The organism is Alkalihalophilus pseudofirmus OF4, assembly GCF_000005825.2.
Lineage (GTDB): Bacteria > Bacillota > Bacilli > Bacillales > Bacillaceae_D > Alkalihalophilus > Alkalihalophilus pseudofirmus.
The window spans coordinates 2566396-2593388 of record NC_013791.2 but is presented as its reverse complement, the minus strand read 5'-3'; the positions used below and the strand labels follow the sequence as shown (position 1 = coordinate 2593388).

The following is a 26993-nucleotide window of genomic DNA, read 5'->3' as shown; positions in this document are numbered from 1 at the left end:
GAACATGAAACCATTCTCACCACAGCTCGTCTATTTTGAGCCGGGAGCTCTTGAATATCCGCTCGGCAAAGCATTAAAAGAAAAGTTTGAGAAAATGGATGTTGAAATTAGAGAAACGACTTCACATAACCAAGTACGCAACATTCCAGGAGACAATGACCTGCAAAAATATCGAAATGCTAAATCAACACTGGTTGTAGGTGTACGAAAAACGCTGAAGTTTGATACTTCAAAACCTTCTGCAGAATATGCTATTCCTCTTGCCACAGGGTGTATGGGGCACTGTCATTACTGTTACCTGCAAACCACTCTTGGTGATAAGCCATACATTAGAACGTATGTTAATTTAGATGAGATTTTTGAAAGTGCGGATAAGTATATAAAAGAAAGAGGAGATGAAATTACCCGTTTTGAAGCGGCCTGTACATCAGATATTGTTGGAATTGATCATCTCACTCATTCACTTAAGAAAACGATTGAACATATTGGCAAGACAGAAAATGGCCGCCTTCGATTTGTAACGAAGTACAATCATGTCGATCATTTACTTGATGCAAAACATAATGGAAATACGAGGTTTCGTTTTAGTGTCAATTCAGACCATGTCATAAAGAGCTTTGAACCAGGAACTTCCTCCTTTCTTGAGCGTATTGAGGCAGCAGGCAAGGTGGCTAAGGCTGATTATCCGTTAGGTTTTATTGTAGCCCCTTTAATTTTGCATGAGGATTGGGAGGCGGGATACCTTGATTTATTTGAACGTCTTGAAGCGACCTTGCCGCACTATGCTAAAAAGGATCTAACGTTTGAAATGATTCAGCACCGTTTTACGAAGACAGCCAAAAGAGTTATTCAAAAACGTTACCCTAAATCGAAATTAGAAATGAATGAAGAAGAACGAAAATATAAGTGGGGTAAATACGGAAGAGGTAAATACGTATATAAGGATGATGAAGCTACTACCTTGAGAGAAACGATTCAATCCTATATTGAACGCTTCTTTCCGGAAGCAAAAATCGAGTATTTTACGTGAATTTTATGTGATCAACATCCACACATAAATAGGAATTAACATTGTCTCTGGTTCCCCTTCTGTAGTAATATAGAAATGATGACTGCATGGATCGATTAATGGTGGGCAAACGCGTCTCTTGCGTGTTTGTTGAATAAATGGAGGGGACCCTATGCCGACACCTAGTATGGAAGATTATTTAGAACGAATTTATATCTTAATTGAAGACAAAGGGTACGCTCGCGTTTCAGATATTGCTGAGGCACTTGAGGTACACCCTTCTTCTGTGACTAAAATGGTTCAAAAACTTGATAAAAGCGAGTATCTTATTTATGAAAGGTACAGAGGATTGGTTTTAACTGCTAAAGGAAAAAAAGTAGGAAAGCGGCTTGTCTATCGCCACGAACTGCTTGAAGACTTCATGAGGTTAATCGGTGTGGAAGAACAACATATTTATCAAGATGTTGAAGGAATTGAACATCATCTCAGCTGGGATGCGATTGATCGTATTGGGGATTTAGTGCAATTCTTCCAAGAAGATAAAAAACGGATTGAAGAATTAAAACATGTCCAAAAAAAGAATGAAGAAGACTAGCGAATATGATTAGTGAAATGAACGATAACCATAGAGCCTCTATGGTTATTTTGTTTTCTTACTAGAATTAAACTTTTTAGGAAACATCCAAGCCCATCTCTACATATGGTAACGTAGTGGGGGGATGTGAATGAAAGTAGATGGCGTGTTTGCAGGCGGCGGTGTTAAAGCTTATGCATTTGTTGGGGCGCTAGAAGTGATGGAGGAGCGAGGATACGAATTTACCCGCATTGCTGGAACAAGCGCAGGGTCTATTGTAGCAGCCTTGATTAAAGCAGGCTACACGAGTAAGGAATTATTATCGTTATTAAATGAATTAGATATTGAGGCTTTTAAGGATGAGAGGATGTCATGGCTGCCCTTTCAAGCAGCAAAATGGGTGCACCTTTATTTTAAGTTAGGGATCTATAAAGGGGATGCTCTTGAGGAATGGCTTAGCTGTGTGTTGAAGAAAAAAGGCATTCGAACCTTTGCAGACCTTCCAAAAGATTCTCTGAGAATTATCGCATCAGATCTCTCACAAAACAGACTGATGGTCCTGCCAGATGACCTGCCTCTCTACGGGCAGCTTCCTGAAAAATTTTCCGTAGCCCGGGCGGTTAGAATGAGCTGCAGTATACCTTTTTTCTTTGAACCGGTTAAAATTTACGACCGGACTAAAAATGGGGCAAGGTCGTATGTAGTAGATGGGGGCATCTTAAGTAATTTTCCTATGTGGCTGTTCATGGACGGTAGAACTAAGAAATGGAAGCGGCCTGTCATCGGATTTCAATTATCACCTTCAACTGAGCAAATGCCGCCCAATGATATTAAGAATGCCATCTCTCTATATAGAGCCCTCTTTAACACAATGACAAAAGCACATGACTCAAAATATATTGCTGCAGATCATGCAAAAAATATTGTATTTATACCTGTGGTTGATGTGAGTGCGACTGATTTTGAAATGTCGGACCAAGAAAAAGATAAACTTGTAGCCCTAGGAAAAGGACAGACGGAGATGTTCTTAAAAGGGTGGCGCTACTAAAAAGAACCGTGCTTTTAAAATAAAGCGCGGTTCTTCTTTTTATTCTTTTTACCCTCAATGACTGTGAAATTATGGTCTGCACGTTTTTTTATAGCGGATTTTGGATAAGGAGCTTTCTTTTTGACAGCCGATGTTCCATTTGTCGCTTTGAAGAAATTTGGACCTCTTGAAGGTGTGGCTTTTGTGACTGTACTCGTACGTTTTGCTTTTTTAAGTTGTGAGCGGCTAGGTCCTTGTCGCTTTGGCATAATGGGGGTGCCGAATCGCTTGGCAAGATAGAGACGATACAAGAAAAATATGACCGCCACAAAACCTGCGATAAATAGTACTCGCGTCAATAACCCTATTGGATTATAAATCATTTGATAGCCAAGTCCGATAACAGCTAAGGCAACGACTGCTAAAACAACCATTTGCATAGTACGCTGCATACGAGCTCACCTCCGTGATAAGTATATATTGCTTGCTATAAGAGAATAAGTTGTGTGTCTTATACTTTAAAGAATGTATTATTTACTGTGTCAATGATCATGTAGAGTTCACTGTATTTCTATTCTTTTCCCTAATTAAAGTGAAATCAAACAATTAAGCCCAAACAATTAAGCTCAAACAATTAAGACCAAACATTCATTATAATTATTATTCTACACCAATTCTTTTAAATCCTCTATCTAATTCAAATCCTTCTTATTCATATCCCTCTACATTCTACACAAAAGCAGCCCAGCCCATTCAATGATTTAACAGGTTTTTATGAAATTCCAAAAAAGAATATAGATGAAATCATGAATGGACTTATTCTAACATTTTTGCATGAACCATTTAAAAGGCTGGACATACTAGGAGTGGAGGTGGTTAAGTTGGAACAGAACGAACAGTTAGAACAAAATGAAAAAGAACAGCAAATGTCTTTTCCAGTTAAGGTTGTGATAATTGGCTTTTTCGGGGGGCTTATTTGGTCATTAGTAGGGTACTTTGCCTTTTATTTTAATTTTATAAGAGTAGGACCTGCTCTAGTTTTAATGCCATGGGCTCTTGGTGACTGGAAAAATACCTATATTGGACAATGGACTGGAGTAGTTGTTATAGCTGTAATTTCGATAGGGGTTGCTTTTTTATATAAAGTTATTTTGCAAAAGGTCCTTAGCGTGTGGGCTGGTGTAGGATTTGGAGCTATTTTATGGGGCCTTGTATTTTATGTTTTTAACCCTTTTTTCCCAGGCTTAAAAACGGTACAAAATTTAGACTCAAACACAATAGTCACCTCTCTTTGTTTATATATTCTATATGGAGTGTTTATCGGATATTCGGTTTCCTATGAATATGCTGAGCAACATCATGAATTATCAAACAATCAAAACGAAGAAAATGGTGAAAAAGACTAAATATTTTGTAACAAACGTTGCTAACTTCTTCCTATATGATATCGCTAAATGTTACACTTATGATGAAATAAGTAGAACGCGGTCAGATCGTATCATTGAAGCGGGGGGTAACGATGAAACAATTTATGGTGATTAACGGTCCTAACTTAAATCGGTTAGGAAAAAGAGAACCAGCAGTATACGGGCACAAAACACTAGAAGATCTAGAGGGGCAGCTGCTAGAGGCAGCCAGAGAGTTAGGTGTAGGAATCACCTGTGTTCAATCAAATCATGAAGGCCGATTGATTGATGCTATCCACGAAGCCGCTGATCAATATAGTGGTATTATTATTAATCCAGGAGCCTTTACCCACTATAGCTATGCTATTCGTGATGCGATCGCTAGTGTTGATTTGCCAGTCATAGAAGTACATATCTCAAACGTCCATACACGTGAGGAATTTAGACACCACTCTGTTATAGCTCCTGTAACAAAAGGGCAGATTGTAGGACTAGGTTTGTATGGCTATGTTATGGCATTAACTGCGCTCGTAAAAGGAGAGGATTAATCATGAAACAACGAATTGAAGCGTTAAGAGAACAACTTAGGTCAGCTGATGTAGAGGGATTATTAGTAACAAGTGGTCATAACCGTCAATATATGACAACGTTTACCGGCTCCTCAGGTGTTGCTTTAATTACATTAGACAAGGCTTTGTTTATTACTGACTTCAGGTATATGGAGCAAGCTAGGGAGCAGGCTGCCGGATATGAGATCGTTCAGCACACTGGACCTATTTTTGAAGAGGTAGCAAAGCAAGTAGAGGCATTATCTATTAAAACATTAGGGTTTGAGCAATCCCATCTTACATATGAAGCACACCAATTGTACACGAAGTTTATTGATTCAGCTAAACTTGTTCCGGTGTCTGGTTTGATTGAGAAACTGCGGATGTTTAAAGATTCAGATGAAATTAAGTTAATTAATGATGCAGCAGAAATTGCCGATGCAGCATTCAGCCACATTACTGGTTTTATTAGACCGGGGATCAGTGAGTTAGACGTATCGAATGAACTTGAATTTTTTATGAGGAAACAAGGAGCTGCTAGTTCATCATTTGATATTATCGTCGCTTCAGGTTTCCGCTCTGCACTTCCGCATGGTGTAGCGAGTGAGAAGATGATTGAAAAAGGCGAACTAGTGACGCTTGATTTTGGGGCTTACTACAAAGGGTACTGCTCAGATATCACAAGAACGGTAGCTGTAGGTGAAGTCAGTGATGAGCTAAAGGCGATCTATCATACCGTTTTGGAGGCCCAGTTACGCGGGATGGAAGGGATTAAGCCTGGTATAACGGGAAAACAAGCCGATGCACTGACACGAGACTACATCACTGAAAGAGGGTATGGTGAATATTTTGGCCACTCTACCGGTCACGGTTTAGGGTTAGAAGTTCATGAAGGACCTTCGCTGTCTGTAAAATCGGAAACTGTTCTAGAACCAGGTATGATTGTGACAGTTGAACCTGGAATTTATGTAGCGGGTGTCGGCGGGACAAGAATAGAAGATGACACGTTAATTACAGAAGATGGAAACAAGTCATTTACTAAATCTACGAAAGATCTCTTGATTGTTGGCGAGTAAAAATTCTCGGGAAACTTTACACAGCCTATGGTATAGTAAATATTGTGATTGACCACCAGCCAAAAGGTGGAAAGATGGAGGAAGATAAAATGATTTCAGTAAACGATTTTAAAACAGGATTAACTATTGAAGTTGATAATGGGATCTGGCAAGTAATGGATTTCCAACATGTAAAGCCAGGTAAGGGTGCAGCTTTTGTACGTTCTAAATTGCGTAATTTACGTACTGGAGCTGTTCAGGAAAAAACATTCCGTGCCGGTGAAAAAGTATCAAAAGCTCATATTGAAAATCGTCGTATGCAATATTTATATGCAAGTGGAGATATGCATAATTTCATGGATAATCAGTCGTTTGAGCAGATTGAGCTGCCTACAAACCAAATTGAGCATGAATTACAATTCTTAAAAGAAAATATGGAAGTTCAAATTATGACGTACCAAGGCGAAACACTTGGTGTGGAAGTACCAAATACTGTTGAGCTTGAAGTAACGGAAACAGAACCAGGTATTAAAGGAGATACAGCTTCTGGCGGTACAAAGCCAGCTACGCTTGAAACAGGCTTAACTGTTCAGGTTCCTTTCTTTATTAACCAAGGTGATGTGCTGCTTATTGATACACGTAACTCAGCTTACGTTTCAAGAGCCTAAATCAAACCCTTTAGACGAGTACACTTTTATAAGTGTGCTCGTCTTTTTTTTGTTCTTAATCAAGAAAAAATGACATAGGTTGTACAAAGTGTGAAAGTCAAGAGGTGAAGGTGTTGAAGACATGGTTCTTATCGATAGAAGCAGCCCTGCTTGCAATGGCAGGCTTGCGATTGCTTTCTGGATTAATTGAAATAAGTGCTGCTGGTCTCATGTTGAAGCTGAATAGTGTAGAAAAAGCGGTCGCTGTCAATGCCATGTTAGCCATTGTCGGTCCAACTATTTTTATTACATCCATTTTAATCGGCTTAACAGGGTTGTCAGATCGATTGTCGCTAAGTAAATTTCTATTCATCGGGGCAGGTGTTGTCCTTATTTTAATCGGGATAAAAAGGTAGGAGGGATTGCTGTGTTAGATGACATTTTAGCTGTAGTACCTGAGTCGATAAGAGTAGTACTTCGGCAAATACCTGCAGCCATAATAAATGATGTCGAAGAGATTCGCATCCGGATTGCCCGCCCTCTTGAAGTGGTCGCCCGCGGAAAACCTTTTTATCCCACAAATGATGATGGTTCTATGTATATTGTCCAGCCAAAAGAAGGACAGCTCTTATTAAGTCAATTAAGCCAGCACTCCCTTTATGCATTTGAAGAAGAGTTGAAAAAAGGATTTATAACGATTCATGGCGGACATCGTGTTGGGCTTGCAGGAAAAGTCATCTTAGAGAGGGGAGAAGTGAAAACGATTCGGGATGTAAGCTCCTTTAACATCCGAATAGCCAGGCAGTCCATTGGAATGGCCGATCGGCTCATACATTATTTATTTGAAAACAGATGGCTGAACACCCTTTTCATCGGCCCTCCGCAAACCGGTAAAACGACAATATTGAGAGATGTAGCCAGGCTGATTAGTGAGGGGGATGAAAAGAGAGGAATTGCTCCGTTGAAAGTCGGGATCATCGATGAACGTTCTGAAATTTGTGCTAGTATGCGAGGCGTTCCGCAACATCAACTAGGACCACGCATCGATGTACTAGATGGATGTCCGAAAGCGGAAGGGATGATGATGATGATCCGCTCTATGAGCCCTGATGTGTTAATTGTTGATGAAATTGGACGAGTGGAAGATGTGCTCGCTGTTCAAGAGGCTGTCCATGCAGGGGTTGGGGTGATAACGACAGTTCATGGTCACACAATCGATGATGTACTAAAGAGGCCGGCATTAAAAGAATTAATGCAATTTGGTGCCTTTGATTTAGCTATTGAACTAACGAGAACGACAAGGCCGGGTGTGGTTAAAAAGATCCATACATTTAATAAAAGAGAAAAATTATCGTCTTCTAAAGCGGCTGTGGTGAGGGACCAATGAAATTATTTGGAGCGCTGCTTATTATCCTTGTGACAACAGCGGTTGGGTTTGAGCTTGCTAGAAGATTAAATGAGCGGCCAAGACAGCTCAGGACGTTAAAGGTAGCAATTCAAGCATTAGAAGCAGAAATTTTATTCGGTTTAACACCGCTTGCAGAGGCTTCACATAATTTAGCTAAACAAACACCAAAGCCCATCTCTTACTTATTCGAGTATTTTTCATACAAGCTGCGTCATACAGAGCTGCCTGCTTATGCTGCTTGGGATGAGAGTATAGCTGAAATGTGGTCCCTAACCTCACTTTTAGAAAGCGAGAAGGAGATATTGAAACAATTTGGTCAAACGCTAGGCCAGCATGACCGCAGCCAGCAGGAGAAACAAATAAAAATGACACTCGCCCACCTAGAAAGAGAGGAAGGCGAAGCAAGAGATCGTCAACATCGTTATGAACGGATGGTGAAAAGCTTAGGATTTTTAACTGGATTATTAATCGTTATTTTACTGATGTAGAAGTAGCGTTATAGGAGGAGGAGAACATCGTGTATGATGTGAACACGATTTTTCAAATCGCTGGCATAGGTATTGTGGTCGCTATGATTCATACGGTATTAAAACAAATGGGAAAGGAGGACTGGGCTCACTGGGTTACATTAATAGGGTTTGTCGTCGTTTTATATATGGTAGCGACAATTGTAGATGATTTATTTCAAAAAATCAGGACTGTTTTTTTGTTTCAAGGTTAAGGGGGGTGCGTTGCGATTGACATTATACAAATAGTGGGTCTAGGACTGATCGCAACCTTCCTTGCCCTTGTAGTGAAAGAACAAAAACCGATGTTTGCCTTCTTATTAACGGTATTTGTAGGCGTTATTATATTTATCTTTTTAGTTGATGAGATTACAAAAATTATTGAAATGCTAGAGTCCATAGCACGAAATGCAAATATTAATATGGTGTATTTGCAAACCATTTTAAAAATAATCGGCATTGCTTATATCGCTGAATTTGGAGCACAAATTGCTAAGGATGCCGGACAAGCTGCAATTGCTACAAAGATTGAACTTGCTGGAAAGATTTTAATCTTAGTGATGGCGATTCCTATTTTAACCGCTGTTATAGAAATGGTGCTTGCTTTACTGCCAACCTCATAAAATCAGGATAACAAATGAAAAATAATGAAGGGAGGGGTGAGGATTGAAGCGAGTCATAATCATTTTCCTTTTTCTCACCCTCTTATATGGACTGACTGCCCCTGTCAGTGCTGAATCCGGAGTAATTGAACCGGGCCAAGAAGAAACCTTTGTTGAAAGGCAGCTAGAGAACTTACAGCTCGATGAGATCCATGCTTATTGGGAGGAGATCTCAACTGAATACGGAGGTTTTTTACCAGAAAGTCAAAAGGGTAGTTTTCTAGAGTTTATTAAAGGAGACAAGCAGTTCTCTTTTAAAGAGTGGGGAATTGGGTTTGTCAGGTATTTGATGCATGAATTGATCGTAAATGGAAAGCTGTTAGGCACACTGATTCTGCTTACGGTATTTTGTATGATCTTGCAATCTCTTCAGAATGCATTTGAACAGCATACGGTTTCAAAAGTTGCCTATGCGATTACTTATATGGTGCTGATGATCATTGCCTTAAATAGTTTCCATGTGGCCATCTCTTATGCCCAAGATGCAATAAACAACATGATTCACTTTATGATTGCCCTGCTTCCTTTACTTCTGGCGATTATGGCGGCTGTCGGTTCGATTACATCAGCTGCTTTATTTCACCCGCTGATTATCTTTCTCGTCCATACAAGCGGACTTTTAATTCAATATATCGTGCTGCCCTTATTGTTTTTATCAGCCGTCCTGGCTATCGTCAGTACGCTCACTGATCATTATAAAGTAACAAAGCTTGCAAATTTCTTACGAACCATTGCAGTCGGGGCACTTGGAATTTTTCTTACAGTCTTTCTTGGCGTCATATCGGTACAGGGAGCTTCAACGGCTGTAGCTGATGGAATTACTGTCAGAACAGCTAAGTTTATTGCAGGGAATTTTGTGCCGGTCATCGGGAGGATGTTCACAGATGCAGCTGATACAGTGATGAGTGCTTCCCTCTTGCTTAAGAATACGGTAGGCATTGCAGGGCTTGTTATATTACTGATGCTGTGTGCCTTTCCAGCGATCAAAATTCTCTCTATCGCTATCATATTTAATCTTTCAGCAGCCATATTACAGCCATTAGGCGGGGGACCGATTATTGAATGTTTATCGATTATTGGAAAAGCAGTCATTTATGTTTTTGCTGCACTAGCGATTGTTTGTTTAATGTTTTTTCTCGCTATTACAATCATGGTAGCTGCTGGAAATTTATCCTTTATGATCAGGTAGTAAGGGGGAGATAAAGTGGGTTTTCTAACAGATTGGATTACAAATATTATCCTCCTCATTTTATTAGCTACCATTCTTGAGTTAATGATTCCAAATTCAGTTCTGCAAAAATATGTAAAGATGGTAGTCGGCCTTCTTTTACTTGTAATGATCCTGCAGCCAATCCTTTCATTAATAACAAAAGATGTGGATCAGTGGCTGATTTCAATCACTCAACAATCCCATCAGCTGGAAAGTTCCATAGAACAAGAAATAAATTTACAAAAAAGTGATATAGAGCTCGGCCTTCGTGCATATATTTCAGAACAGATGGCTGTCCAATTAGAAGAAGAAGTTAAAGACGAATTGAGAGATCAGTATGAAGTGGTTATCTCGCAAGTGGAAGTGAAAATGAAGGAGTCGGTCAATCAGACACCAACTGCTGAGGATATTGAGACCGTCATTGTTTATCTGAAAGATACTCATGAAGGTCTGACAGAGGCTGATGCTGCAGTAGCTCCGGTTAGTGTTGTAAAGATTGATACGTCAAAACAAGTTCCACAAGAGATGAAACAAGAGACAAGGGATCTCACAAGTGTACGGAGACTTCTTTCTACTAATTGGGAAGTTCCAGAAGAAATGATTTCGCTAGCGTGGGAAGGAGGGGAATAAATAGAATGAGTCAAGACGAACAGAAGGGAAGCCAATGGTTAAGTCATTTATTGAAAAAGCCGGACGGCAGTCAGAAAAAACGAAAACTCCCGCTGCACTATATTGCGTTAATAGGATGCTTAGGGATTGCGCTGATGATTGCTGGAAACCTTCTGACTAACCAACCAATGAATGAAGAACAATCCTTGCCTGTCTTCAATGATAAGGAAAGTGAGGAGGATGCGGAAGTATTTGGACGAAATGCATCGCCAGAACCTTATTCGATGGAAGATTACGAGATGCGTTATGAGAATCAATTACGTGACACGCTAGAGCAAATTGTTGGGTTAAGTGATGTTTCTGTCATGATTAATCTCGCTGAATCTGAGAGGAACGTTTACGAAAAAAACATCAATGCAAGAGAGCAGCATACGGATGAAACGGATCGTGAGGGAGGAACTAGAAAAGTAGATGATACGACTAGAGATGAACAGCTCGTTATTGTCAGAAGCGGGGATAGAGAAGAACCGGTTCTAGTTTCAAAAGAAAAACCTAGCATTCGCGGGGTACTGGTCGTTGCTGAGGGGGTTGAAAATGCTCAAGTGAAATTATGGGTGATTGAAGCTGTCAGCAGAGTTCTAGATGTCCCGTCACATCGTATTTCAGTAATGCCTAAGAAAATGGAGGAGGAATAAAAATGGTCCTTAAAAAACAAACAGTTTGGTTATTAACAATGCTTAGCTTGATAGTGGTGTTATCTGCTTATTACTTAATGACTCCAGGTCCTGCATCAGAAGATATTGCTTTTGTTGACAATCAAGAAATGGAAGCTGCAGAAGAGGGTATGGAAGATTCAGAGGACATGGTCGTTAATGTAGAAGAGGAATTTGAAGCTGTTGATGCGGAGACTGGTGAAGAAGTAGCGAATACAGAAGTGAATGCTATGAGTGGAAGTGAACTTTTTGCTACAATGCGAGTAGAACTGCAAGAAAGCCGTGATCGAATGGCAGAAGAGTACACGAAAATTCAAGCAGCAGGTGACGTGGCAGCAGAAAAAGTTGTAGAAGCACATGAAAAAAGCATGGAGCTTTTGGCACTATCACAGCAAGAATCAATGCTTGAAACGTTAATTAAAACGAAAGGATTTAACGATGTCCTTGTCATGACAGAAGGTCAAGAAGTAAAAGTCATTGTTCAAGCTGAAGAGTTAACAGGGGCACAAACGGTTGAGATTATGGATATGGTTGCTGATCAATTAGGCAACGGAAAAAGTGTAGTAGTAAGTCACGAATAAAAAAGTCAGGCGTTTGTCCATATAGGACAGATGCCTTTTTTATATGAAAGCCAGTGATCTCAAAGGGAAGCCATGATAAAAAAGAACCGAGTTAGACAAAGAGGTGCATTAGAGGGAGCGACATGGTATAATACGACAATGTAACTTGAATACGAGGAGCGATTTATCCATGGAATGGACAGACCTAACTGAAGGTGCCAAGGCGGTACTTGAACAAACACGTAACCTTAAAAACGATCATATCCAGATTGTTGAATTTGAAATTGGCTTTGAGCAGCATGTTGAGAATGAAGATGGTCATTCCTATACAGTTTCAATTCAAGAAGAAGATTATCAGAATTTAAAAAAATACACTCAAGAGAATGAGTACGGCGATAAATTTCACATGGCGAGAAATAAAGATATTGTGAAAATTATTCTGCTTGAAGACGGGAAGATTCCTGAGAATTTATCAGAGTTCCCTGTATTTCGTCAATACAAAAAAGAAGCATTAGTAAATGAAGAAACACAAGCGCAAGAGGATGCAGCTGAGTAAGTTGAAAAGCTCTTTTATTCTGTTATGAATAAAGGAGTTTTTTTGGTTATCTAGAATCATAGTATTCAGACAAATCTCAATCGTAATTCATTCTTTAAGTCGAATTTCACAGAGAGTTGCTTCAAAGTTATGATATAATACATTTTATATTAGTAAGATCATGCTTCACCCCCTAGAGGAGGGTGTAAGTAAGAAAAGGAGAGTACATATATGTTAAAGGTACAAGAAATTAAAGAATTAATTCGTGCAATGGACCAATCAAGTCTTGATGAAATGAAGTTCGAGCAAGAAGGAACAAAAATCATTCTGAAGAAACAAACAGCAGAGGCAGTAGCAGTACAAGCAGCTCCGGCACCAGTTGCAGCTGCAGCTCCACAACAAGAGGCACAGGCTCCCAAACCTGTAGAACAAGCTGAAACTGTAAAAGCTGAAAGTCCATCAAAAGGTGAAAAATCAGAAGCGGCAGATGCAAATTTACATACGATTACTTCACCAATGGTAGGAACATTTTATTCATCTCCATCACCTGACTCTGACCCTTATGTGAAATCAGGCGACACGGTAGAAGAAGAATCTGTTGTATGTATTGTTGAAGCGATGAAGTTAATGAATGAAATTGAAGCTGAAGTAAAAGGAAAGATTGTTGAAGTTCTTGCCCAAAACGGTGAACTTGTTGAATATGGTCAACCATTATTTGTCGTAGAACCTAGCTAAATTATAGGAGTGGGGATAACATGATAAAAAAACTGTTAATTGCAAACCGAGGAGAAATTGCAGTTCGAATTATTCGAGCTGCCCGTGAAATGGGTATTGAAACCGTTGCCATTTATTCTGAGGCTGATAAGGACGCGCTTCATGTTCGTTTAGCAGATGAAGCGTATTGCATTGGACCGACACCTTCTAACAAAAGTTATTTAAACTTCACAAACATCATGAGTATTGCAACCTTAACAGAAACGGATGCTATCCATCCCGGTTACGGATTCTTAGCAGAGAATGCAGACTTCGCTGAAATTTGTGCTGCTTGTAAAGTGACATTTGTTGGACCAAGTCCGCAAGCGATCAACAAAATGGGAACAAAAGATGTGGCGCGTGAAACAATGGCCCAAGCAGGAGTACCGATTGTTCCTGGTTCTGATGGTATTGTGGAAGATGCAGAAGCTGGCATGAAAGTAGCTGAGGAAATTGGTTTCCCTGTTATTATTAAAGCAACTGCTGGCGGCGGCGGAAAAGGTATTCGTGTAGCTCGCACTCCAGAAGAACTGAAAAAAGGGATGAACATTACTCAGCAGGAAGCTGCAACAGCATTTGGTAACCCAGGAGTATATATTGAAAAATACATTGAAGATTTCCGTCATGTAGAAATTCAAGTTCTTGCTGATAATCATGGAAACGTCGTTCACTTAGGTGAGCGTGATTGCAGTATTCAACGCCGTCTTCAAAAGCTGTTAGAAGAAACGCCTTCACCAGCTATTACTCCTGAAAAGCGTGCTGAGATGGGAGCTGCAGCGGTAGCAGCTGCAAAAGCAGTAAACTATTCAGGTGCAGGAACAGTTGAGTTTATCTTTGATCATAATACGGGCGAGTTTTATTTCATGGAAATGAATACACGTATCCAAGTTGAGCATCCTGTGACTGAGATGGTAACAGGGGTTGACTTAATTAAAGAACAAATTAAAGTAGCAAGCGGAGAAAAATTATCTTTCACTCAAGAAGAAGTGACATTTAACGGCTGGTCAATTGAGTGCCGTATTAATGCTGAGAACCCGTCTAAAAACTTTATGCCTTCACCAGGGAAAATTACAAACTACCTGGCTCCAGGCGGTTTAGGTGTACGTATCGATTCTGCTGTATATCCTGGTTATGTTATTTCACCGTTTTATGATTCAATGGTAGCTAAAGTCATTACTTATGGTGCGACACGTCAGGAAGCAATTGACCGTATGAAGCGCGCATTAGCTGAGTTTGAAATTGAAGGAGTCGATACAACGATTCCTTTCCATTTGAAGCTTCTGAATCATGAAACCTTCGTATCGGGCGACTTTAATACGAAATTCCTAGAAGAACATGATGTTATGGGAGTTAGAGCAGTAACAAAATAAAGGATTTGGAGGAATGTATGATGAATGAAAATCACATTCTAGAATTAGAAGATCAAAAGTCTGAGCTTGGTACAGTAGAGATCTCGCCAGAAGTGATCGAGGTTATCGCGGGGATTGCTGCATCTGAGGTAGATGGTGTTGCAACAATGCGTGGTAATTTTGCTGCTGGAGTAGCCGAAAAGCTTGGCCGCAAAAATCACGGTAAAGGTGTAAAGGTCGAGCTTGATGAAGAAGGAATCACTGTGGATGTCTCTGTTGTGATTTCATACGGTGTTCAAGTACCTAAAGTAGCAAAGCTTATCCAGCACAATATTAAACAAGCGCTGCAAACAATGACTGCGATTGATCTGCAAGCGGTCAACGTCCACGTAGTAGGTGTTCAATTTGAAACAACAGAAGTGATAGATACAGAAGCATTATCGTAAGAAGTATAGAGCGGCCAAGAGTCAAATCTTGGCCGCTCTTGCTCATTTCTTAATGATCTATTGGATTTAAAGGTAAAATAAAGGAAAGAATATTGTGAAAACGAAGGATAGGGAGGAATAAATTCAATATTGTTCTGTTTTCACAAAAAGTGTTATGCTATTATCAACATATTAACGACTTATTTTATTAATAAGGTAAAGGGGTAAGAACTGAATGAATCGAAGACTGGCACGACTACGAGCAGCCCAAGCATTATATCAAATGGACTTAACCGGTTCAGAGATGGAAAGTGCAATTGAAAGTGTATTGGAAGATAATGAGAAGCAGAGTGAGTTTTTCACACAATTAGTTCAGGGAACAACTGAACTAAAAACAAAGATAGATGAAACCATTTCAGCTAATTTAGAAGGCTGGACGATTTCAAGAATGGGGCATGTTGATCGCGCCATTATTCGTATGGCTATGTATGAAATGTTGGAAGTAGAAGATATTCCGGTCAATGTTACATTTAATGAAGCAATTGAGTTAGCAAAAGCTTTTGGCGGAGAAGAAGCAGGACGTTTTGTTAATGGAGTCCTTTCGAAATCTATTGAAACGCTTAATCTTGATCGAAAAAAATAATTAAATGAATGAGTAAGGGGAGTGGGAAACATGAGTGCTGCGTTACTAAATGGGAAAGAGCTTGCTGCTAAAAAAAGAGAAACAATGAAAAAAGAGGTTTCAAAACTTATAGAGGCTGGTATTAAGCCAGGTCTTGCTGTGATTTTAGTGGGTGACAATCAAGCATCGAAAACATACGTACGATCTAAGCAAAAGGCGTGTGAACAAATTGGTATTCATTCTGTCCTCACGACGATGCCTGAAGATACGCCAGAAGAAGTATTATTAGCAGAGATTGATCGTCTGAATGAAGACCCTGATATTGACGGAATTCTCGTCCAGCTGCCCTTGCCTTCACAAATCAGTGAGAGAGCAGTGATTGAACGTATTGCTCCAGAAAAAGATGTGGATGGTTTTCACCCCGTTAACATTGGAAGAATGATGACAAAAGATAAGACATTCTTACCATGCACGCCATTTGGAATCGTAGAAATGTTAAAAGAGGCTGACATTCAAATGGCAGGAAAGCACGTTGTAGTCGTAGGCCGAAGCAATATCGTCGGTAAGCCTGTTGGACAACTCTTGCTAAATGAAGATGCAACCGTTACATACTGTCACTCTCGTACAGATGACATTGCAAACTTTACGAAGCAAGCGGATATTTTGATTGTAGCAGTAGGACGTGCAAAAATGATTAAAGCCTCAGATGTCAAAGAAGGTGCGGTAGTTGTTGATGTTGGTATGAACCGAGAAGATGGTAAATTATGCGGAGATGTTGATTTTGATGAAGTGCGTGAAGTAGCTTCTCATATTACGCCTGTACCTGGCGGTGTTGGCCCGATGACAATTACGATGCTTCTTGAAAATACGATTCAATCAGCAAAAGAACGAGCATAAGGAGATCTTTATGAGCGTAGGAGATATTGTATCCGTTTCACAATTGACCAGGTATATTAAAGGTATAATGGAACATGACCACATTTTGACCGATGTATGGATTCGTGGGGAAATCTCTAATTTTAAACTGCATAGTCGTGGTCATATGTACTTTACGATTAAAGATCAGAATTCACGTATACAAGCGGTAATGTTTGCTGGACATAATCGTTATTTAGCCTTTAAACCAGAGAATGGGATGAAGGTTTTAATTCGTGGCGAAGTAAATGTATATGAGCCGTACGGTCAATATCAGCTCTATGCAAAAGAGATGCAGCCTGATGGAGTAGGCAGTTTATTTTTAGCGTATGAAAAGCTAAAAGAAACCTTACAAGAGGAAGGCTTGTTTGATGAGTCTAGAAAAAGACCAATCCCTCGTTTCCCAAAAAAGATTGCAATCGTCACGTCGCCTACCGGAGCTGCTATTAAAGACATGCTTGCTACTTTAAAGCGACGTTACCCGCTTGCTCAAATTACATTGCTTCCTGTACTCGTTCAAGGGCAGGAGGCACCTGCATCTATTGTGCGGGCTGTTAACCAGGCAAATGCAGCGAATCAATTTGACACTTTAATCGTGGGACGCGGCGGTGGATCGATTGAAGAATTATGGGCCTTTAATGATGAGGGAGTTGCTCGCTGTATCGTTGCTTCAACTGTGCCTGTAATCTCCGCAGTAGGGCACGAAACGGATTTTACGATTAGTGATTTTGTAGCAGATCTTAGAGCACCTACCCCAACAGGTGCAGCGGAGCTTGCAGTACCTGATGTAGCAGAATTGCTTCATTCGAGACAAGTTCTCCATAACCGGCTTAAAAGACAGATGAAGCTTAAAATAGAAGAACATCAAGAGCAGTTAAAGCGTCTTAAGCGTTCTTATGCCTTCAGATATCCTCTGCAGCTCATCAGGCAAAAGGAACAAGAACTAGACACTCAGCTTGAAAGATTGCAAAGGGCATCTAAGCGTCATATGTCTGATAAGCAACAACAATTTCAACTTATCGAAAAAGCCCTGCAGCGGCTCCATCCTAAAGGCCAGATCAAAGACGCGCAATCAGGTTTGAAAGATAAAAAGCTCCGTCTTGAAAAGTCAATGACTCAGCACCTTTCTAGACATGAACAACGGTTTAACCATGTAGTAAGTGAGTTGAACCTGCTTAGTCCATTAAGGATTATGGAGCGAGGCTATAGCTTGGCCTATACTGAAGGCAAAGAAGAGTTGGTGAAGTCAATCCAGCAAGTTGATGCAGGACAGAAGGTTGAAGTAAGAGTAACTGACGGAGTAATTTATTGCCAAGTAGAAGATAAACAATCAAAACATTCATAAAGCAAAAAGTGAAATGGAGGGATTAAGATGACCAAAGCGGCAGATACGACGGCAAAAGCGAACGAAATAAGCTTTGAAGAGGCCATGGAGCAATTAGAAACGATTGTAGAAAAGCTTGAGCAAGGCGACGTACCTCTTGAAGAGGCTATCTCAATGTTTCAAGAAGGAATGCAGCTCTCCAAAGAATGTCACTCGAAATTAACGAGTGTAGAAAAGAAGATGGATCAAATCCTTCATGCTGACGGTGAACTTGAAGCGACGGATTTTCAGGAGGAGGAAGAGTGAACGAGCAATTAAAGGGTTTCTTTAACGAATATAGGAAATTAATCGATGCCAGACTCCCTTCATATATCGAAGACCTCAGAGCTCCAGACACGTTAAAACAAGCAATGACCTACTCCTTGAAAGCCGGAGGGAAAAGAGTTCGCCCCCTCCTTTTGCTTGCTACATTAGACGGATTTAATCGACCAATAGAAGACGGTTTTGATCTGGCTTGTGCGATAGAAATGATTCATACGTATTCACTTATTCATGATGACTTGCCTGCCATGGATGATGATGATACAAGAAGAGGCCAGCCGACAAACCACAAAGTATATGGAGAGGCAATGGCAATACTTGCAGGAGATGCTCTTCTTACATATAGTTTTGAATTAATTACAAGTATGTCTGCTGTACGTGAGGAGCCTGCAAAAGCTTTAACATTAGTGCGTGAATTAGCCAAAGCAAGCGGGCCTTGTGGGATGGTCGGGGGTCAAGTGGCTGATATTGAGGGTGAAAATCGATCACTGACTGTTCAGGAGTTAGCAGACATTCATCACCATAAAACAGGAGATCTTCTAGCTTATTCAATCATCGCAGGGGCTGTTTTAGCTGATGCAAGTGAGGAAGACTTAGAACATTTGCGTATGTTTGCTATTGAGCTCGGGCTGCTTTTTCAAATTAAAGATGACATCCTTGATGTTGAAGGAGACTCAGATAAACTAGGTAAGCCGGTTGGAAGCGATGATGGAAATAATAAGAGCACATATCCTAGTCTTCTTGGGCTAGATGAAGCAAAGAAAATGCTTGATGTGCATACAATGAAAGCAAAAGAACATCTTGAGGCAGTGAAGATGGACCGAACGTTGCTTTTAGCTTTAACTGATTATGTAGCAGGCCGCGACCATTAATTGGAGTCGTACGGACTTCTTTTCCATTGAGCTTCTTGTATAGAACATGTTATACTTATGTATACGAAGAGTGGTGCAGTATTCTAGTCAGTCCTCCGTTTTTGAAGGCGGGGCTAAAAATCCGCCAAAGGGCACATCGATGAAGCTCCTTGTCTTGGCTTGAGGCGCCCAGCCTTGGGTCTTGACTGGGAGAAAAGGTAGTAGGGCGATCCACAAAGGCATGTGGGCGATGACCCTACTACTGTGGAGGCCTTTTGCAGAAACGGTATGTATTAGATGCCGTTTTATGCAAAAGGTATGAACCTGCATAGGCAAACTAGGGAGTTTGTCTGCAGCGTAGCCTGCCTTGAGTGGAGTTAGAGGGGATTATGGATATGTGTTCGCCTCATTGTCGGCCAACAATGAGACGTTCTTACCATATGAAATCTGCTCTGCAAAAGAGGATAAAAGAATGGCTCGGGACTGTTGAGGAAATCTCCTAGACTGTTCAATTGAGTTGCAGTTGACATCTATTGAGGATTACAGTGTAGACTAAGTGGTAATCCAGTCTGACGTTTGGTGACAGCGTCAAATTTGGTATAATGGGAAACCACCATTGCGGCGACGCGTGGGACTGAATTGGGAAAACCTACTGGACCTAAGCTACAGAGTTTACTCTTTAGATGACCACTCCATTAATTTTTATGTACGTTACATAACTAAGTATAAAGGTGATACAGATACGAATATGAAACCTCTATTGAAATCGATACATTGGAGTTTGGGAATTGCCGTTATCACACTAGTGTTAGCGGCTATTTTTTCAGTTATTTCCACATTTGTATTAAGTGGAGTAACATGGGCTGTTGGCATGATCATCGTTTTTATTATTGTCTTTTTTGGTGTGTTTTTTGATACAATCGGTGTAGCGGCTACAGCTGCACACGAAAAACCCTTTCATGCAATGGCATCTGAGAGGTTAAATGGTGCAAAACATGCGGTGTTAATTACCCGCAATGCAGACAAGTTTGCCAATTTTTGTAATGATGTAATTGGGGATATATCAGGTATTATCAGTGGTACAGCCTCAGCTTATGTTGTACTTCAACTTTCTATCCAGCTAGGATACGGCGAAACCTCGATCCAGCAATTTTGGATTTCAGTCCTGTTTACGAGTGTTGTGGCCGCATTAACTGTTGGCGGAAAAGCGATTGGCAAAACCTTGGCGATCCATTATGCAACCCCGATCATTTACCAAGTTGGTAGATTATTGTACCTTTTAGAGGTAAGATTAAAAATAAAAGTATTTCAAAACAACGTAAAAACGAAGAAAAAGTTAAAATGATACTAAGACAAATCGACATGAAAGTGAGGGTTTCTACATGAAGCTAGAAGAGTTTAAAAACCCGAGCGTACTAAAAAATTATTCAAAAGATGAGATGGCTGAATTAGCAGAAGACGTTAGGAGCTTTCTTATTGAGAAGCTTTCAGTAACAGGCGGTCACCTAGGACCCAATCTTGGAGTAGTTGAATTAACGCTTGCTCTTCATCAGTTATTTGACAGCCCGAAAGATAAATTTATTTGGGATGTGGGACATCAAGCTTATGTACACAAAATCTTAACAGGAAGAGCTGGCCAATTTGATCAGCTTAGACAGTATAAAGGGTTATGCGGGTTCCCAAAACGTAATGAAAGCGAACATGATGTGTGGGAAACAGGTCATAGTTCTACTTCTCTTTCTGCTGCTATGGGTATGGCTGTTGCGCGTGATCTGAAGGGGACCGATGAAAACGTTGTAGCGATTATTGGAGATGGTGCCCTTACTGGTGGAATGGCTCTTGAAGCCCTGAATCATATTGGACATGAGCAAAAAGATCTCATTGTTGTTCTTAATGATAATGAAATGTCAATTGCTCCAAATGTAGGTGCGCTTCACAGTGTTCTCGGTAGATTACGAACAGCTGGAAAATACCAAAAAGCTAAAGAAGAGTTAGAGCAGCTAATCAAAAAAATACCAGCATTCGGCGGGAAGCTTGCCACAACGGCAGAACGTGTGAAAGACAGCTTAAAATACTTGCTCGTATCAGGGATCTTCTTTGAAGAAATGGGCTTTACGTATCTTGGTCCTGTTGATGGACATGACTTTGATGACTTGAAGGAGAATTTGTCTTATGCAAAGAAGACAAAGGGACCAGTTCTTATTCATGTTCTAACAAAGAAAGGTAAAGGGTATGAACCGGCTGAAAAAGATGAAAAAGGTACTTGGCATGGTTTAGGACCATACAAAATTGAATCCGGTGAAGTTGTTAAAAAGCCAGGGCCTCCGAGCTACAGCGGTGTGTTTGCTGAGACATTGAAAAAAGTGGCTAAAGAGGACAAAAGAATTGTGGCAATTACAGCTGCAATGCCTGGTGGAACAAAGCTCGATGTATTTGCGAAGGAATTTCCAGATCGGATGATTGATGTAGGTATTGCTGAACAGCATGCGACAACAATGGCAGGAGGGCTCGCTACCCAGGGAATGAAGCCTGTGTTTGCCGTCTACTCAACATTCCTGCAGCGCGGATATGATCAAATTGTCCACGATGTATGCCGTCAAAATTTAAATGTTGTATTTGCGATCGATCGTGCTGGATTAGTAGGTGCTGATGGTGAGACTCATCAAGGAGTCTTTGATATTGCCTATTTACGTCATTTGCCGAACATGAAAATTTTGATGCCTAAAGATGAAAACGAATTGCAGCACATGATTTATACAGCTACTCAATATAATGATGGGCCGATTGCGGTTCGTTATCCTCGTGGGAATGGCTACGGGATTAAAATGGACGAAACTCTAAAAGTGCTTCCGATCGGCAAGTGGGAAACGGTGAGAGATGGCAATGATGCCTGTATACTGTCTTTTGGTACGATGCTTCCTGTAGCAGAAGAAGCGGTAGAACAACTCGCAAAAGAAGGTATTTCTGTGAAGCTTGTTAATGCTAATTCAGCAAAGCCTTTAGATGAGGAGCTGCTTCATGATTTGGCTAAAGCAAACATGCCGGTATTAACCTTAGAAGAGGCTTGTGTACAAGGCGGATTTGGCAGTGCAGTGTTGGAATTTTTCCATGATCACCATTATCACAACGTAGAAGTCAATCGAATGGGTATACCAGATGAATTTATTGAGCATGGAAGTGTAGGTCAGCTGCTTGAAGAAGTTGGCTTAACGAGTGCAGGGGTCGTTGAACAACTGTCAACCATGCTCCCTAGAAAGCAACAAAGGGCGTAAGAAATGGCTAAAAAAGAACGTGTAGATGTATTGCTTGTAGAACGAGGCTTGCTAGAAACAAGAGAGAAAGCAAAGCGCTCAATTATGGCAGGTCTTGTTTTTACCGGCACAGAACGAATAGATAAAGCAGGTCTGAAAATTGATGCGGATGCTCCCCTTGAAGTGAAGGGTGTGTTAATTCCATACGTAAGCCGCGGGGGATTAAAGCTTGAGAAAGCTATTGACGTATTTCAGTTAGATTTGACAGATAAAGTAGTGCTTGATATCGGAGCCTCCACAGGTGGATTTACAGATTGTTCGCTGCAAAACGGTGCGAAAAAAGTTTATGCACTTGATGTTGGTTATAATCAGCTTGCATGGAAGATCCGTCAAGACGCGCGAGTGGTTGTCATGGAGCGTACGAATTTCAGATATGTCAAACCAGAAGACCTGACAGAGGGGCTCCCTCATTTTGCGACCATCGATGTTTCGTTTATTTCCTTGAAAATCATTCTTCCTGTATTGAAAACGATCCTTATGCGGGGCGGTGAGGTTGTTGCGCTCGTTAAACCTCAATTTGAAGCAGGCAGGGAGCAGGTAGGAAAAAAAGGAATTATCAGAGATTCTTCTGTACATAAGGAAGTATTAGAAAAAATGGCAGCCTTTGTACAAGCTGAAGGGTATACACTTGAGGGACTGGACTATTCTCCGATAAAAGGCGGAGAAGGGAATATTGAATTTCTTATGCACCTAAGCCTTGATAAAGAGGAATCACATCCAATAGAGGATCTAGCCATGCGAATTGATGAGGTTGTGACTCAGGCTCATGAACAATAAAGATGAAAAAGAAGGAGATATTCCTTCTTTTTCTTTTGAATAAATACAGAGTTTAGATAAGTAAATTGACTATTGGTTGTATAATCATCCAAAGTTGTGGATAATGAAGAAAATGGAATAGAAATAGGTGATAAATATGAACAAAGGCCAACGTCATATTAAGATCCGCGAAATCATTGCAAATCATGAGATTGAAACTCAAGATGATTTAGTTGAACAATTACGCGCGGAAGGATATTCTATCACGCAAGCTACGGTATCAAGAGATATTAAAGAGCTGCACTTAGTAAAAGTGCCAATGCTTGACGGCCGATATAAATACAGCTTGCCGGCAGACCAGCGATTTAATCCGCTGCAAAAGCTAAAGCGAGCTTTGATGGACAGCTTTGTCAGTATTGATCGATCAGATCATATGATCGTGATGAAAACATTGCCCGGAAATGCAAATGCCATTGGGGCACTCATTGATAATCTAGATTGGACGGAGATTATGGGGACCATTTGCGGTGATGATACGATCCTTATCATTTGTAAACATAAAGAAGATGCACCTCAAGTAACCGAGCGCTTTTTAGAGATGTTGTAGGAGTGAGTAGAAAATGTTAGTTGAATTATCAATCAAACATTTTGCGATCATTGATGAATTAACGATACCTTTTGAAAAAGGTCTAACTGTGCTTACAGGTGAAACGGGTGCAGGGAAGTCCATTATTATTGATGCGATCGGCCTTTTACTAGGAGGACGTGGATCGGCAGAATTTGTTCGTCATGGAGAAAAACGGGCCGAAATTGAAGGGCTTTTCAGCATCGAAAACCATCATCCAGTCATTAGAAAAGCACAAGAATTAGGGATAGATGTCCAAGATGATATGTTTGTTTTGCGTCGGGATATTACGGCTCAAGGAAAAAGTATTTGCCGAATAAACGGAAAACTGGTAACACTAGGGATTTTGCGCGAGATTGGCGGTGGATTGGTTGATATTCATGGACAACATGAGCACCAAGCTCTTCTTCAAGCGGAGCATCACTTAGGAATGCTCGATAGTTATGCGAAGTCAGACTTAGCGCAAGCAAAAGCAGAGTATAAAAGTATATTTGAGAGGGCTTCTGCACTTGAAAAGCAAGTTAAGCATTTAAGTCATAATGAACAAGAAATGGCTCAACGCATTGATTTATTAACGTATCAATTAAAAGAAATCAATGAGGCAAAGCTTGAGCCAGAAGAAGATCGTTTATTAACAGAAGAGCGGTTTAAACTAGCTAACAGCGAAAAGTTATTTCAATCGCTAAATGACAGCTACGGAAATCTATATGGTGATGGAAAAGGCTTGGATTATTTAATGAATGCCATGATGCATCTTGAAGAAGCGGCTTCTGTTGACAAAAATCTGGCACCTCTTCATGAATCAATCAGTAATTGTTATTATTTGATTGAGGAGTCTACATTTACGATAAGAGATCAGGTTGATGGAGTGGAATTTGATCCTAATCGATTGGATTTTATTGAAAGCAGATTAAATGATATTCAACGATTAAAGCGAAAATATGGGGAGAATGTAGAAGACATTTTAGAATACGCCTCAAAGATAGAAGAGGAACTTGACACCATTTTGCACAAAGATGATCGAGTCTTACAGCTGCAGCAAGAGCTTGACACTGCCTGGCATGATTTATACGTAGAAGGCAAAGCAATTACAGACATAAGGAAAAAAGCTGCCAAGCACTTAACTAAAGCTATTCACAAACAGTTAAAAGCTCTATACATGGAAAAGACGGTTATGGATATTCGCATTGAGCCAAAGCCTCCAACTAAATCAAGTCCAACGATTGATGGTAAACAAGTTGCATTTGGGCCTGAGGGGATGGATCAAGTGGAATTTTACCTTTCAACAAATCCAGGAGAGCCTATGAAGCCACTTTCTAAAACGGCATCCGGCGGAGAGATCTCTCGAATAATGTTAGCGCTCAAATCGATCTTCCAAACACATCAGCAGATCACCTCTGTTATTTTTGATGAAGTCGATACAGGTGTCAGCGGACGAGTTGCACAAGCAATTGCTGAGAGAATTCATGCGATTGCAATGGGGTCGCAAGTGCTTTGTATTACACACCTTCCACAAGTTGCAGCTATGGCAGACACGCATTTATATATTGCAAAACATGAAAAAGAAGATCGTGTTCATACATCTGTTACACCGCTTGAATTAGATGAGAAAGTGGATGAAATAGCCAGAATGATCTCTGGGGTGGAAGTGACAGACCTAACTAAACAGCATGCCAGAGAGTTATTAGATCTCGCAGAACAGCTAAAAGAACCACATTAAAATAATAAGAAGAAAAGCTAGCCAATTAAGGGTAGCTTTTTTCTTTTGCTTACGGTTATAAATGACTCCAATCAAGGCAACATTAGTAGTACAGCCATCATGGAGGTGTGGGCTAGAGCTAGGAGAGTGAAGTGAGTGAGAGGCGATGCAGTTAGAAAATTTATAGGAATAGGATGTCTTCTTTTTCTTCTTAGCTTAGGATTTCAAACAGCTCTAAAGGAGTGGATTGCAATTCCAACATCCATTACTGTCTTTGAAGGAGAAGAAACAACCCTTTATCAAACAAGTCGTGAAAATGAAGGCTTAATGGAAGCTTCGATTCCTGTGATGAGTGATCAGCCGCATATTGCATTTTCTTTAAAAGAAAATGATGCTGGTACTGAGGCAACGATCACCGCTTCAAAGGCAGGGGAAACAGAGCTAAATATGGAAGTATCAGGTTTTCCAGTTAAACAAGTTGATGTTAATGTGCTACCAAATATTAAAGTTATACCCGGAGGGCAATCCATAGGTGTGAAACTTAATACTGAAGGAGTCCTTGTCGTTGGTCATCACTTAGTTCAAACTAAGGATGGCGATCAATCACCAGGGGAAGACGCTGAAATATTAGTCGGTGATATGATCACGAGTATTGACGGCCATCCCATTCAGCGTATGAGCCAGGTTGCCGAATATGTTCAGGCAGCAGGTGAAGAAGGAAGACCGTTAAGCATCACTATAAAAAGAGATCAACAGGATTTAACAAAAGAATTGACCCCACTTAAGTCTAACGGGGAACACTCATATCGTATGGGTTTATATATAAGGGATTCTGCAGCAGGGGTCGGGACGATGACTTTCTATGATCCGGTCTCAAAAAAATACGGAGCTCTTGGTCATGTGATCTCAGATGTAGATACAAAAAAGCCAATCGTTGTACATGACGGCCAGATTATCCGTTCCTCAGTTACGGCGATTGAAAAAGGAAGCAACGGTGATCCAGGCGAGAAACTTGCTAATTTTTCACAGCAGCGAGATATTCTTGGTTCGATCGAGAAAAACAGTCCTTTTGGAATTTTTGGGACACTTGCAAAGGAATCACTTAAAAACAATATTCATGATGAACAGATGCCTGTCACCCTATCATCCCACGTAAAAGAGGGACCAGCCAAGATCTTAACAGTAGTAAACGGAGAAGATGTAGAAGAATTTGATATCGAAATTGTCAGTTCAGTTCCTCAAAAGCAGCCTGCTACGAAAGGGATGGTTATTAAAGTAACCGATCCTAGACTCCTTGAAGAAACAGGCGGTATCGTTCAAGGAATGAGCGGGAGCCCAATCATTCAGGATGGGAAACTAATTGGTGCAGTAACCCATGTATTTGTCAATGACCCAACGAGCGGATACGGTTGTCATATCGGGTGGATGTTAGAAGAGGCAGGAGTCATTAATCATATTCAAGAAAAAGCCAAAGCGAGTTAACTAAAATGTACCCTATAGAGTAGACACTTAAAAAAAGTCTACCTATAGGGTACTTTTTTGTATAATAAATAACATTACTACTAGAGAAATA

32 protein-coding genes are annotated in these 26993 nt (G+C 40.4%); 31 read left to right on the top strand and 1 reads right to left on the bottom strand.

Features of this window, described 5'->3' with window-relative positions:
• The first annotated feature begins 4 nt into the window (after positions 1–4).
• From splB to BPOF4_RS13115, 3 genes are all read left to right on the top strand, one after another.
• Entirely contained in the window at positions 5–1030 is a 1026-nt protein-coding gene (gene splB, locus BPOF4_RS13125) for a spore photoproduct lyase (protein WP_012959673.1), read from the top strand.
• 151 nt (positions 1031–1181) lie between these two features.
• Positions 1182–1604, top strand: coding sequence for a transcriptional regulator MntR (mntR, locus tag BPOF4_RS13120; protein ID WP_012959672.1), 423 nt, complete (start codon positions 1182–1184; stop codon positions 1602–1604).
• A gap of 130 nt (positions 1605–1734) precedes the next feature.
• Positions 1735–2631, top strand: a complete 897-nt coding sequence (locus BPOF4_RS13115) for a patatin-like phospholipase family protein (RefSeq protein WP_012959671.1) — start codon at positions 1735–1737, stop codon at positions 2629–2631.
• A gap of 14 nt (positions 2632–2645) precedes the next feature.
• On the opposite strand, the gene BPOF4_RS13110 is transcribed toward BPOF4_RS13115, so the two are convergent.
• Positions 2646–3062: an SA1362 family protein gene (locus BPOF4_RS13110; protein WP_012959670.1), complete on the bottom strand. Its 417-nt coding sequence runs from the start codon at positions 3060–3062 to the stop codon at positions 2646–2648.
• A 429-nt stretch (positions 3063–3491) separates the two neighbouring features.
• On the opposite strand from BPOF4_RS13110, the gene BPOF4_RS13105 reads away from it, so the two are divergent.
• The 28 genes from BPOF4_RS13105 (at position 3492) to spoIVB (ending at position 26902) form a co-directional block, all read left to right on the top strand.
• Positions 3492–4016 carry a YqhR family membrane protein gene (locus BPOF4_RS13105; protein ID WP_012959669.1) on the top strand — a complete coding sequence of 175 codons (525 nt, stop codon included), beginning with the start codon at positions 3492–3494 and terminating at the stop codon, positions 4014–4016.
• Between the two features lie 113 nt (positions 4017–4129).
• A complete protein-coding gene (aroQ, locus tag BPOF4_RS13100; RefSeq protein ID WP_012959668.1) occupies positions 4130–4564 on the top strand; it encodes a type II 3-dehydroquinate dehydratase in 435 nt (144 codons plus the stop codon).
• Between the two features lie 2 nt (positions 4565–4566).
• Entirely contained in the window at positions 4567–5640 is a 1074-nt protein-coding gene (locus BPOF4_RS13095) for a M24 family metallopeptidase (protein ID WP_012959667.1), read from the top strand.
• A gap of 89 nt (positions 5641–5729) precedes the next feature.
• Positions 5730–6287: an elongation factor P gene (gene efp, locus BPOF4_RS13090; RefSeq protein WP_012959666.1), complete on the top strand. Its 558-nt coding sequence runs from the start codon at positions 5730–5732 to the stop codon at positions 6285–6287.
• Between the two features lie 113 nt (positions 6288–6400).
• Positions 6401–6682, top strand: a complete 282-nt coding sequence (locus BPOF4_RS13085; RefSeq protein ID WP_012959665.1) for a YqhV family protein — start codon at positions 6401–6403, stop codon at positions 6680–6682.
• An 11-nt stretch (positions 6683–6693) separates the two neighbouring features.
• A complete protein-coding gene (gene spoIIIAA, locus BPOF4_RS13080) occupies positions 6694–7653 on the top strand; it encodes a stage III sporulation protein AA (protein WP_012959664.1) in 960 nt (319 codons plus the stop codon).
• Positions 7650–8162: a stage III sporulation protein SpoIIIAB gene (gene spoIIIAB, locus BPOF4_RS13075; protein WP_012959663.1), complete on the top strand. Its 513-nt coding sequence runs from the start codon at positions 7650–7652 to the stop codon at positions 8160–8162. Before spoIIIAA ends, spoIIIAB begins: the two co-directional genes overlap by 4 nt.
• A gap of 26 nt (positions 8163–8188) precedes the next feature.
• The gene (spoIIIAC, locus tag BPOF4_RS13070; protein WP_031311554.1) at positions 8189–8395 is read left to right on the top strand and encodes a stage III sporulation protein AC; all 207 of its coding nucleotides are present in this window, start codon (positions 8189–8191) and stop codon (positions 8393–8395) included.
• Positions 8396–8410: 15 nt separating this feature from the next.
• A complete protein-coding gene (spoIIIAD, locus tag BPOF4_RS13065) occupies positions 8411–8803 on the top strand; it encodes a stage III sporulation protein AD (protein ID WP_075681015.1) in 393 nt (130 codons plus the stop codon).
• A gap of 43 nt (positions 8804–8846) precedes the next feature.
• On the top strand, positions 8847–10031 hold the full coding sequence (gene spoIIIAE / locus BPOF4_RS13060; protein ID WP_012959660.1) for a stage III sporulation protein AE: 1185 nt from the start codon (positions 8847–8849) through the stop codon (positions 10029–10031).
• 15 nt (positions 10032–10046) lie between these two features.
• Positions 10047–10682 (top strand): stage III sporulation protein AF, encoded by a 636-nt coding sequence (gene spoIIIAF / locus BPOF4_RS13055; protein WP_012959659.1) that lies wholly within the window; start codon positions 10047–10049, stop codon positions 10680–10682.
• A 5-nt stretch (positions 10683–10687) separates the two neighbouring features.
• A complete protein-coding gene (gene spoIIIAG / locus BPOF4_RS13050; RefSeq protein ID WP_012959658.1) occupies positions 10688–11356 on the top strand; it encodes a stage III sporulation protein AG in 669 nt (222 codons plus the stop codon).
• Positions 11357–11358: 2 nt separating this feature from the next.
• Positions 11359–11955: a SpoIIIAH-like family protein gene (locus BPOF4_RS13045; RefSeq protein ID WP_012959657.1), complete on the top strand. Its 597-nt coding sequence runs from the start codon at positions 11359–11361 to the stop codon at positions 11953–11955.
• A gap of 169 nt (positions 11956–12124) precedes the next feature.
• Positions 12125–12490, top strand: coding sequence for a hypothetical protein (locus BPOF4_RS13040; protein ID WP_012959656.1), 366 nt, complete (start codon positions 12125–12127; stop codon positions 12488–12490).
• 210 nt (positions 12491–12700) lie between these two features.
• Positions 12701–13204 carry an acetyl-CoA carboxylase biotin carboxyl carrier protein gene (gene accB / locus BPOF4_RS13035; RefSeq protein ID WP_012959655.1) on the top strand — a complete coding sequence of 168 codons (504 nt, stop codon included), beginning with the start codon at positions 12701–12703 and terminating at the stop codon, positions 13202–13204.
• 20 nt (positions 13205–13224) lie between these two features.
• Complete coding sequence (accC, locus tag BPOF4_RS13030) at positions 13225–14592, top strand: acetyl-CoA carboxylase biotin carboxylase subunit (protein ID WP_012959654.1); 1368 nt, start codon at positions 13225–13227, stop codon at positions 14590–14592.
• Positions 14593–14612: 20 nt separating this feature from the next.
• The gene (locus tag BPOF4_RS13025) at positions 14613–15017 is read left to right on the top strand and encodes an Asp23/Gls24 family envelope stress response protein (protein ID WP_012959653.1); all 405 of its coding nucleotides are present in this window, start codon (positions 14613–14615) and stop codon (positions 15015–15017) included.
• 214 nt (positions 15018–15231) lie between these two features.
• On the top strand, positions 15232–15639 hold the full coding sequence (gene nusB / locus BPOF4_RS13020) for a transcription antitermination factor NusB (RefSeq protein ID WP_012959652.1): 408 nt from the start codon (positions 15232–15234) through the stop codon (positions 15637–15639).
• A gap of 30 nt (positions 15640–15669) precedes the next feature.
• Positions 15670–16515, top strand: coding sequence for a bifunctional methylenetetrahydrofolate dehydrogenase/methenyltetrahydrofolate cyclohydrolase FolD (gene folD, locus BPOF4_RS13015; protein ID WP_012959651.1), 846 nt, complete (start codon positions 15670–15672; stop codon positions 16513–16515).
• Between the two features lie 10 nt (positions 16516–16525).
• Positions 16526–17878, top strand: coding sequence for an exodeoxyribonuclease VII large subunit (xseA, locus tag BPOF4_RS13010; RefSeq protein ID WP_012959650.1), 1353 nt, complete (start codon positions 16526–16528; stop codon positions 17876–17878).
• Positions 17879–17905: 27 nt separating this feature from the next.
• Positions 17906–18163, top strand: coding sequence for an exodeoxyribonuclease VII small subunit (gene xseB / locus BPOF4_RS13005; protein WP_012959649.1), 258 nt, complete (start codon positions 17906–17908; stop codon positions 18161–18163).
• Positions 18160–19050 carry a polyprenyl synthetase family protein gene (locus tag BPOF4_RS13000; protein WP_012959648.1) on the top strand — a complete coding sequence of 297 codons (891 nt, stop codon included), beginning with the start codon at positions 18160–18162 and terminating at the stop codon, positions 19048–19050. The genes xseB and BPOF4_RS13000 overlap by 4 nt, the downstream gene beginning before the upstream one ends.
• A gap of 727 nt (positions 19051–19777) precedes the next feature.
• Positions 19778–20374 carry a hypothetical protein gene (locus BPOF4_RS12995; RefSeq protein ID WP_012959646.1) on the top strand — a complete coding sequence of 199 codons (597 nt, stop codon included), beginning with the start codon at positions 19778–19780 and terminating at the stop codon, positions 20372–20374.
• 37 nt (positions 20375–20411) lie between these two features.
• The gene (gene dxs, locus BPOF4_RS12990) at positions 20412–22301 is read left to right on the top strand and encodes a 1-deoxy-D-xylulose-5-phosphate synthase (protein ID WP_012959645.1); all 1890 of its coding nucleotides are present in this window, start codon (positions 20412–20414) and stop codon (positions 22299–22301) included.
• Between the two features lie 3 nt (positions 22302–22304).
• Positions 22305–23117 carry a TlyA family RNA methyltransferase gene (locus BPOF4_RS12985; RefSeq protein ID WP_012959644.1) on the top strand — a complete coding sequence of 271 codons (813 nt, stop codon included), beginning with the start codon at positions 22305–22307 and terminating at the stop codon, positions 23115–23117.
• Between the two features lie 136 nt (positions 23118–23253).
• Positions 23254–23703, top strand: a complete 450-nt coding sequence (gene ahrC, locus BPOF4_RS12980; RefSeq protein WP_012959643.1) for a transcriptional regulator AhrC/ArgR — start codon at positions 23254–23256, stop codon at positions 23701–23703.
• 13 nt (positions 23704–23716) lie between these two features.
• On the top strand, positions 23717–25441 hold the full coding sequence (gene recN, locus BPOF4_RS12975; protein ID WP_012959642.1) for a DNA repair protein RecN: 1725 nt from the start codon (positions 23717–23719) through the stop codon (positions 25439–25441).
• Between the two features lie 135 nt (positions 25442–25576).
• The gene (gene spoIVB, locus BPOF4_RS12970) at positions 25577–26902 is read left to right on the top strand and encodes a SpoIVB peptidase (protein ID WP_012959641.1); all 1326 of its coding nucleotides are present in this window, start codon (positions 25577–25579) and stop codon (positions 26900–26902) included.
• Positions 26903–26993: the final 91 nt, after the last annotated feature.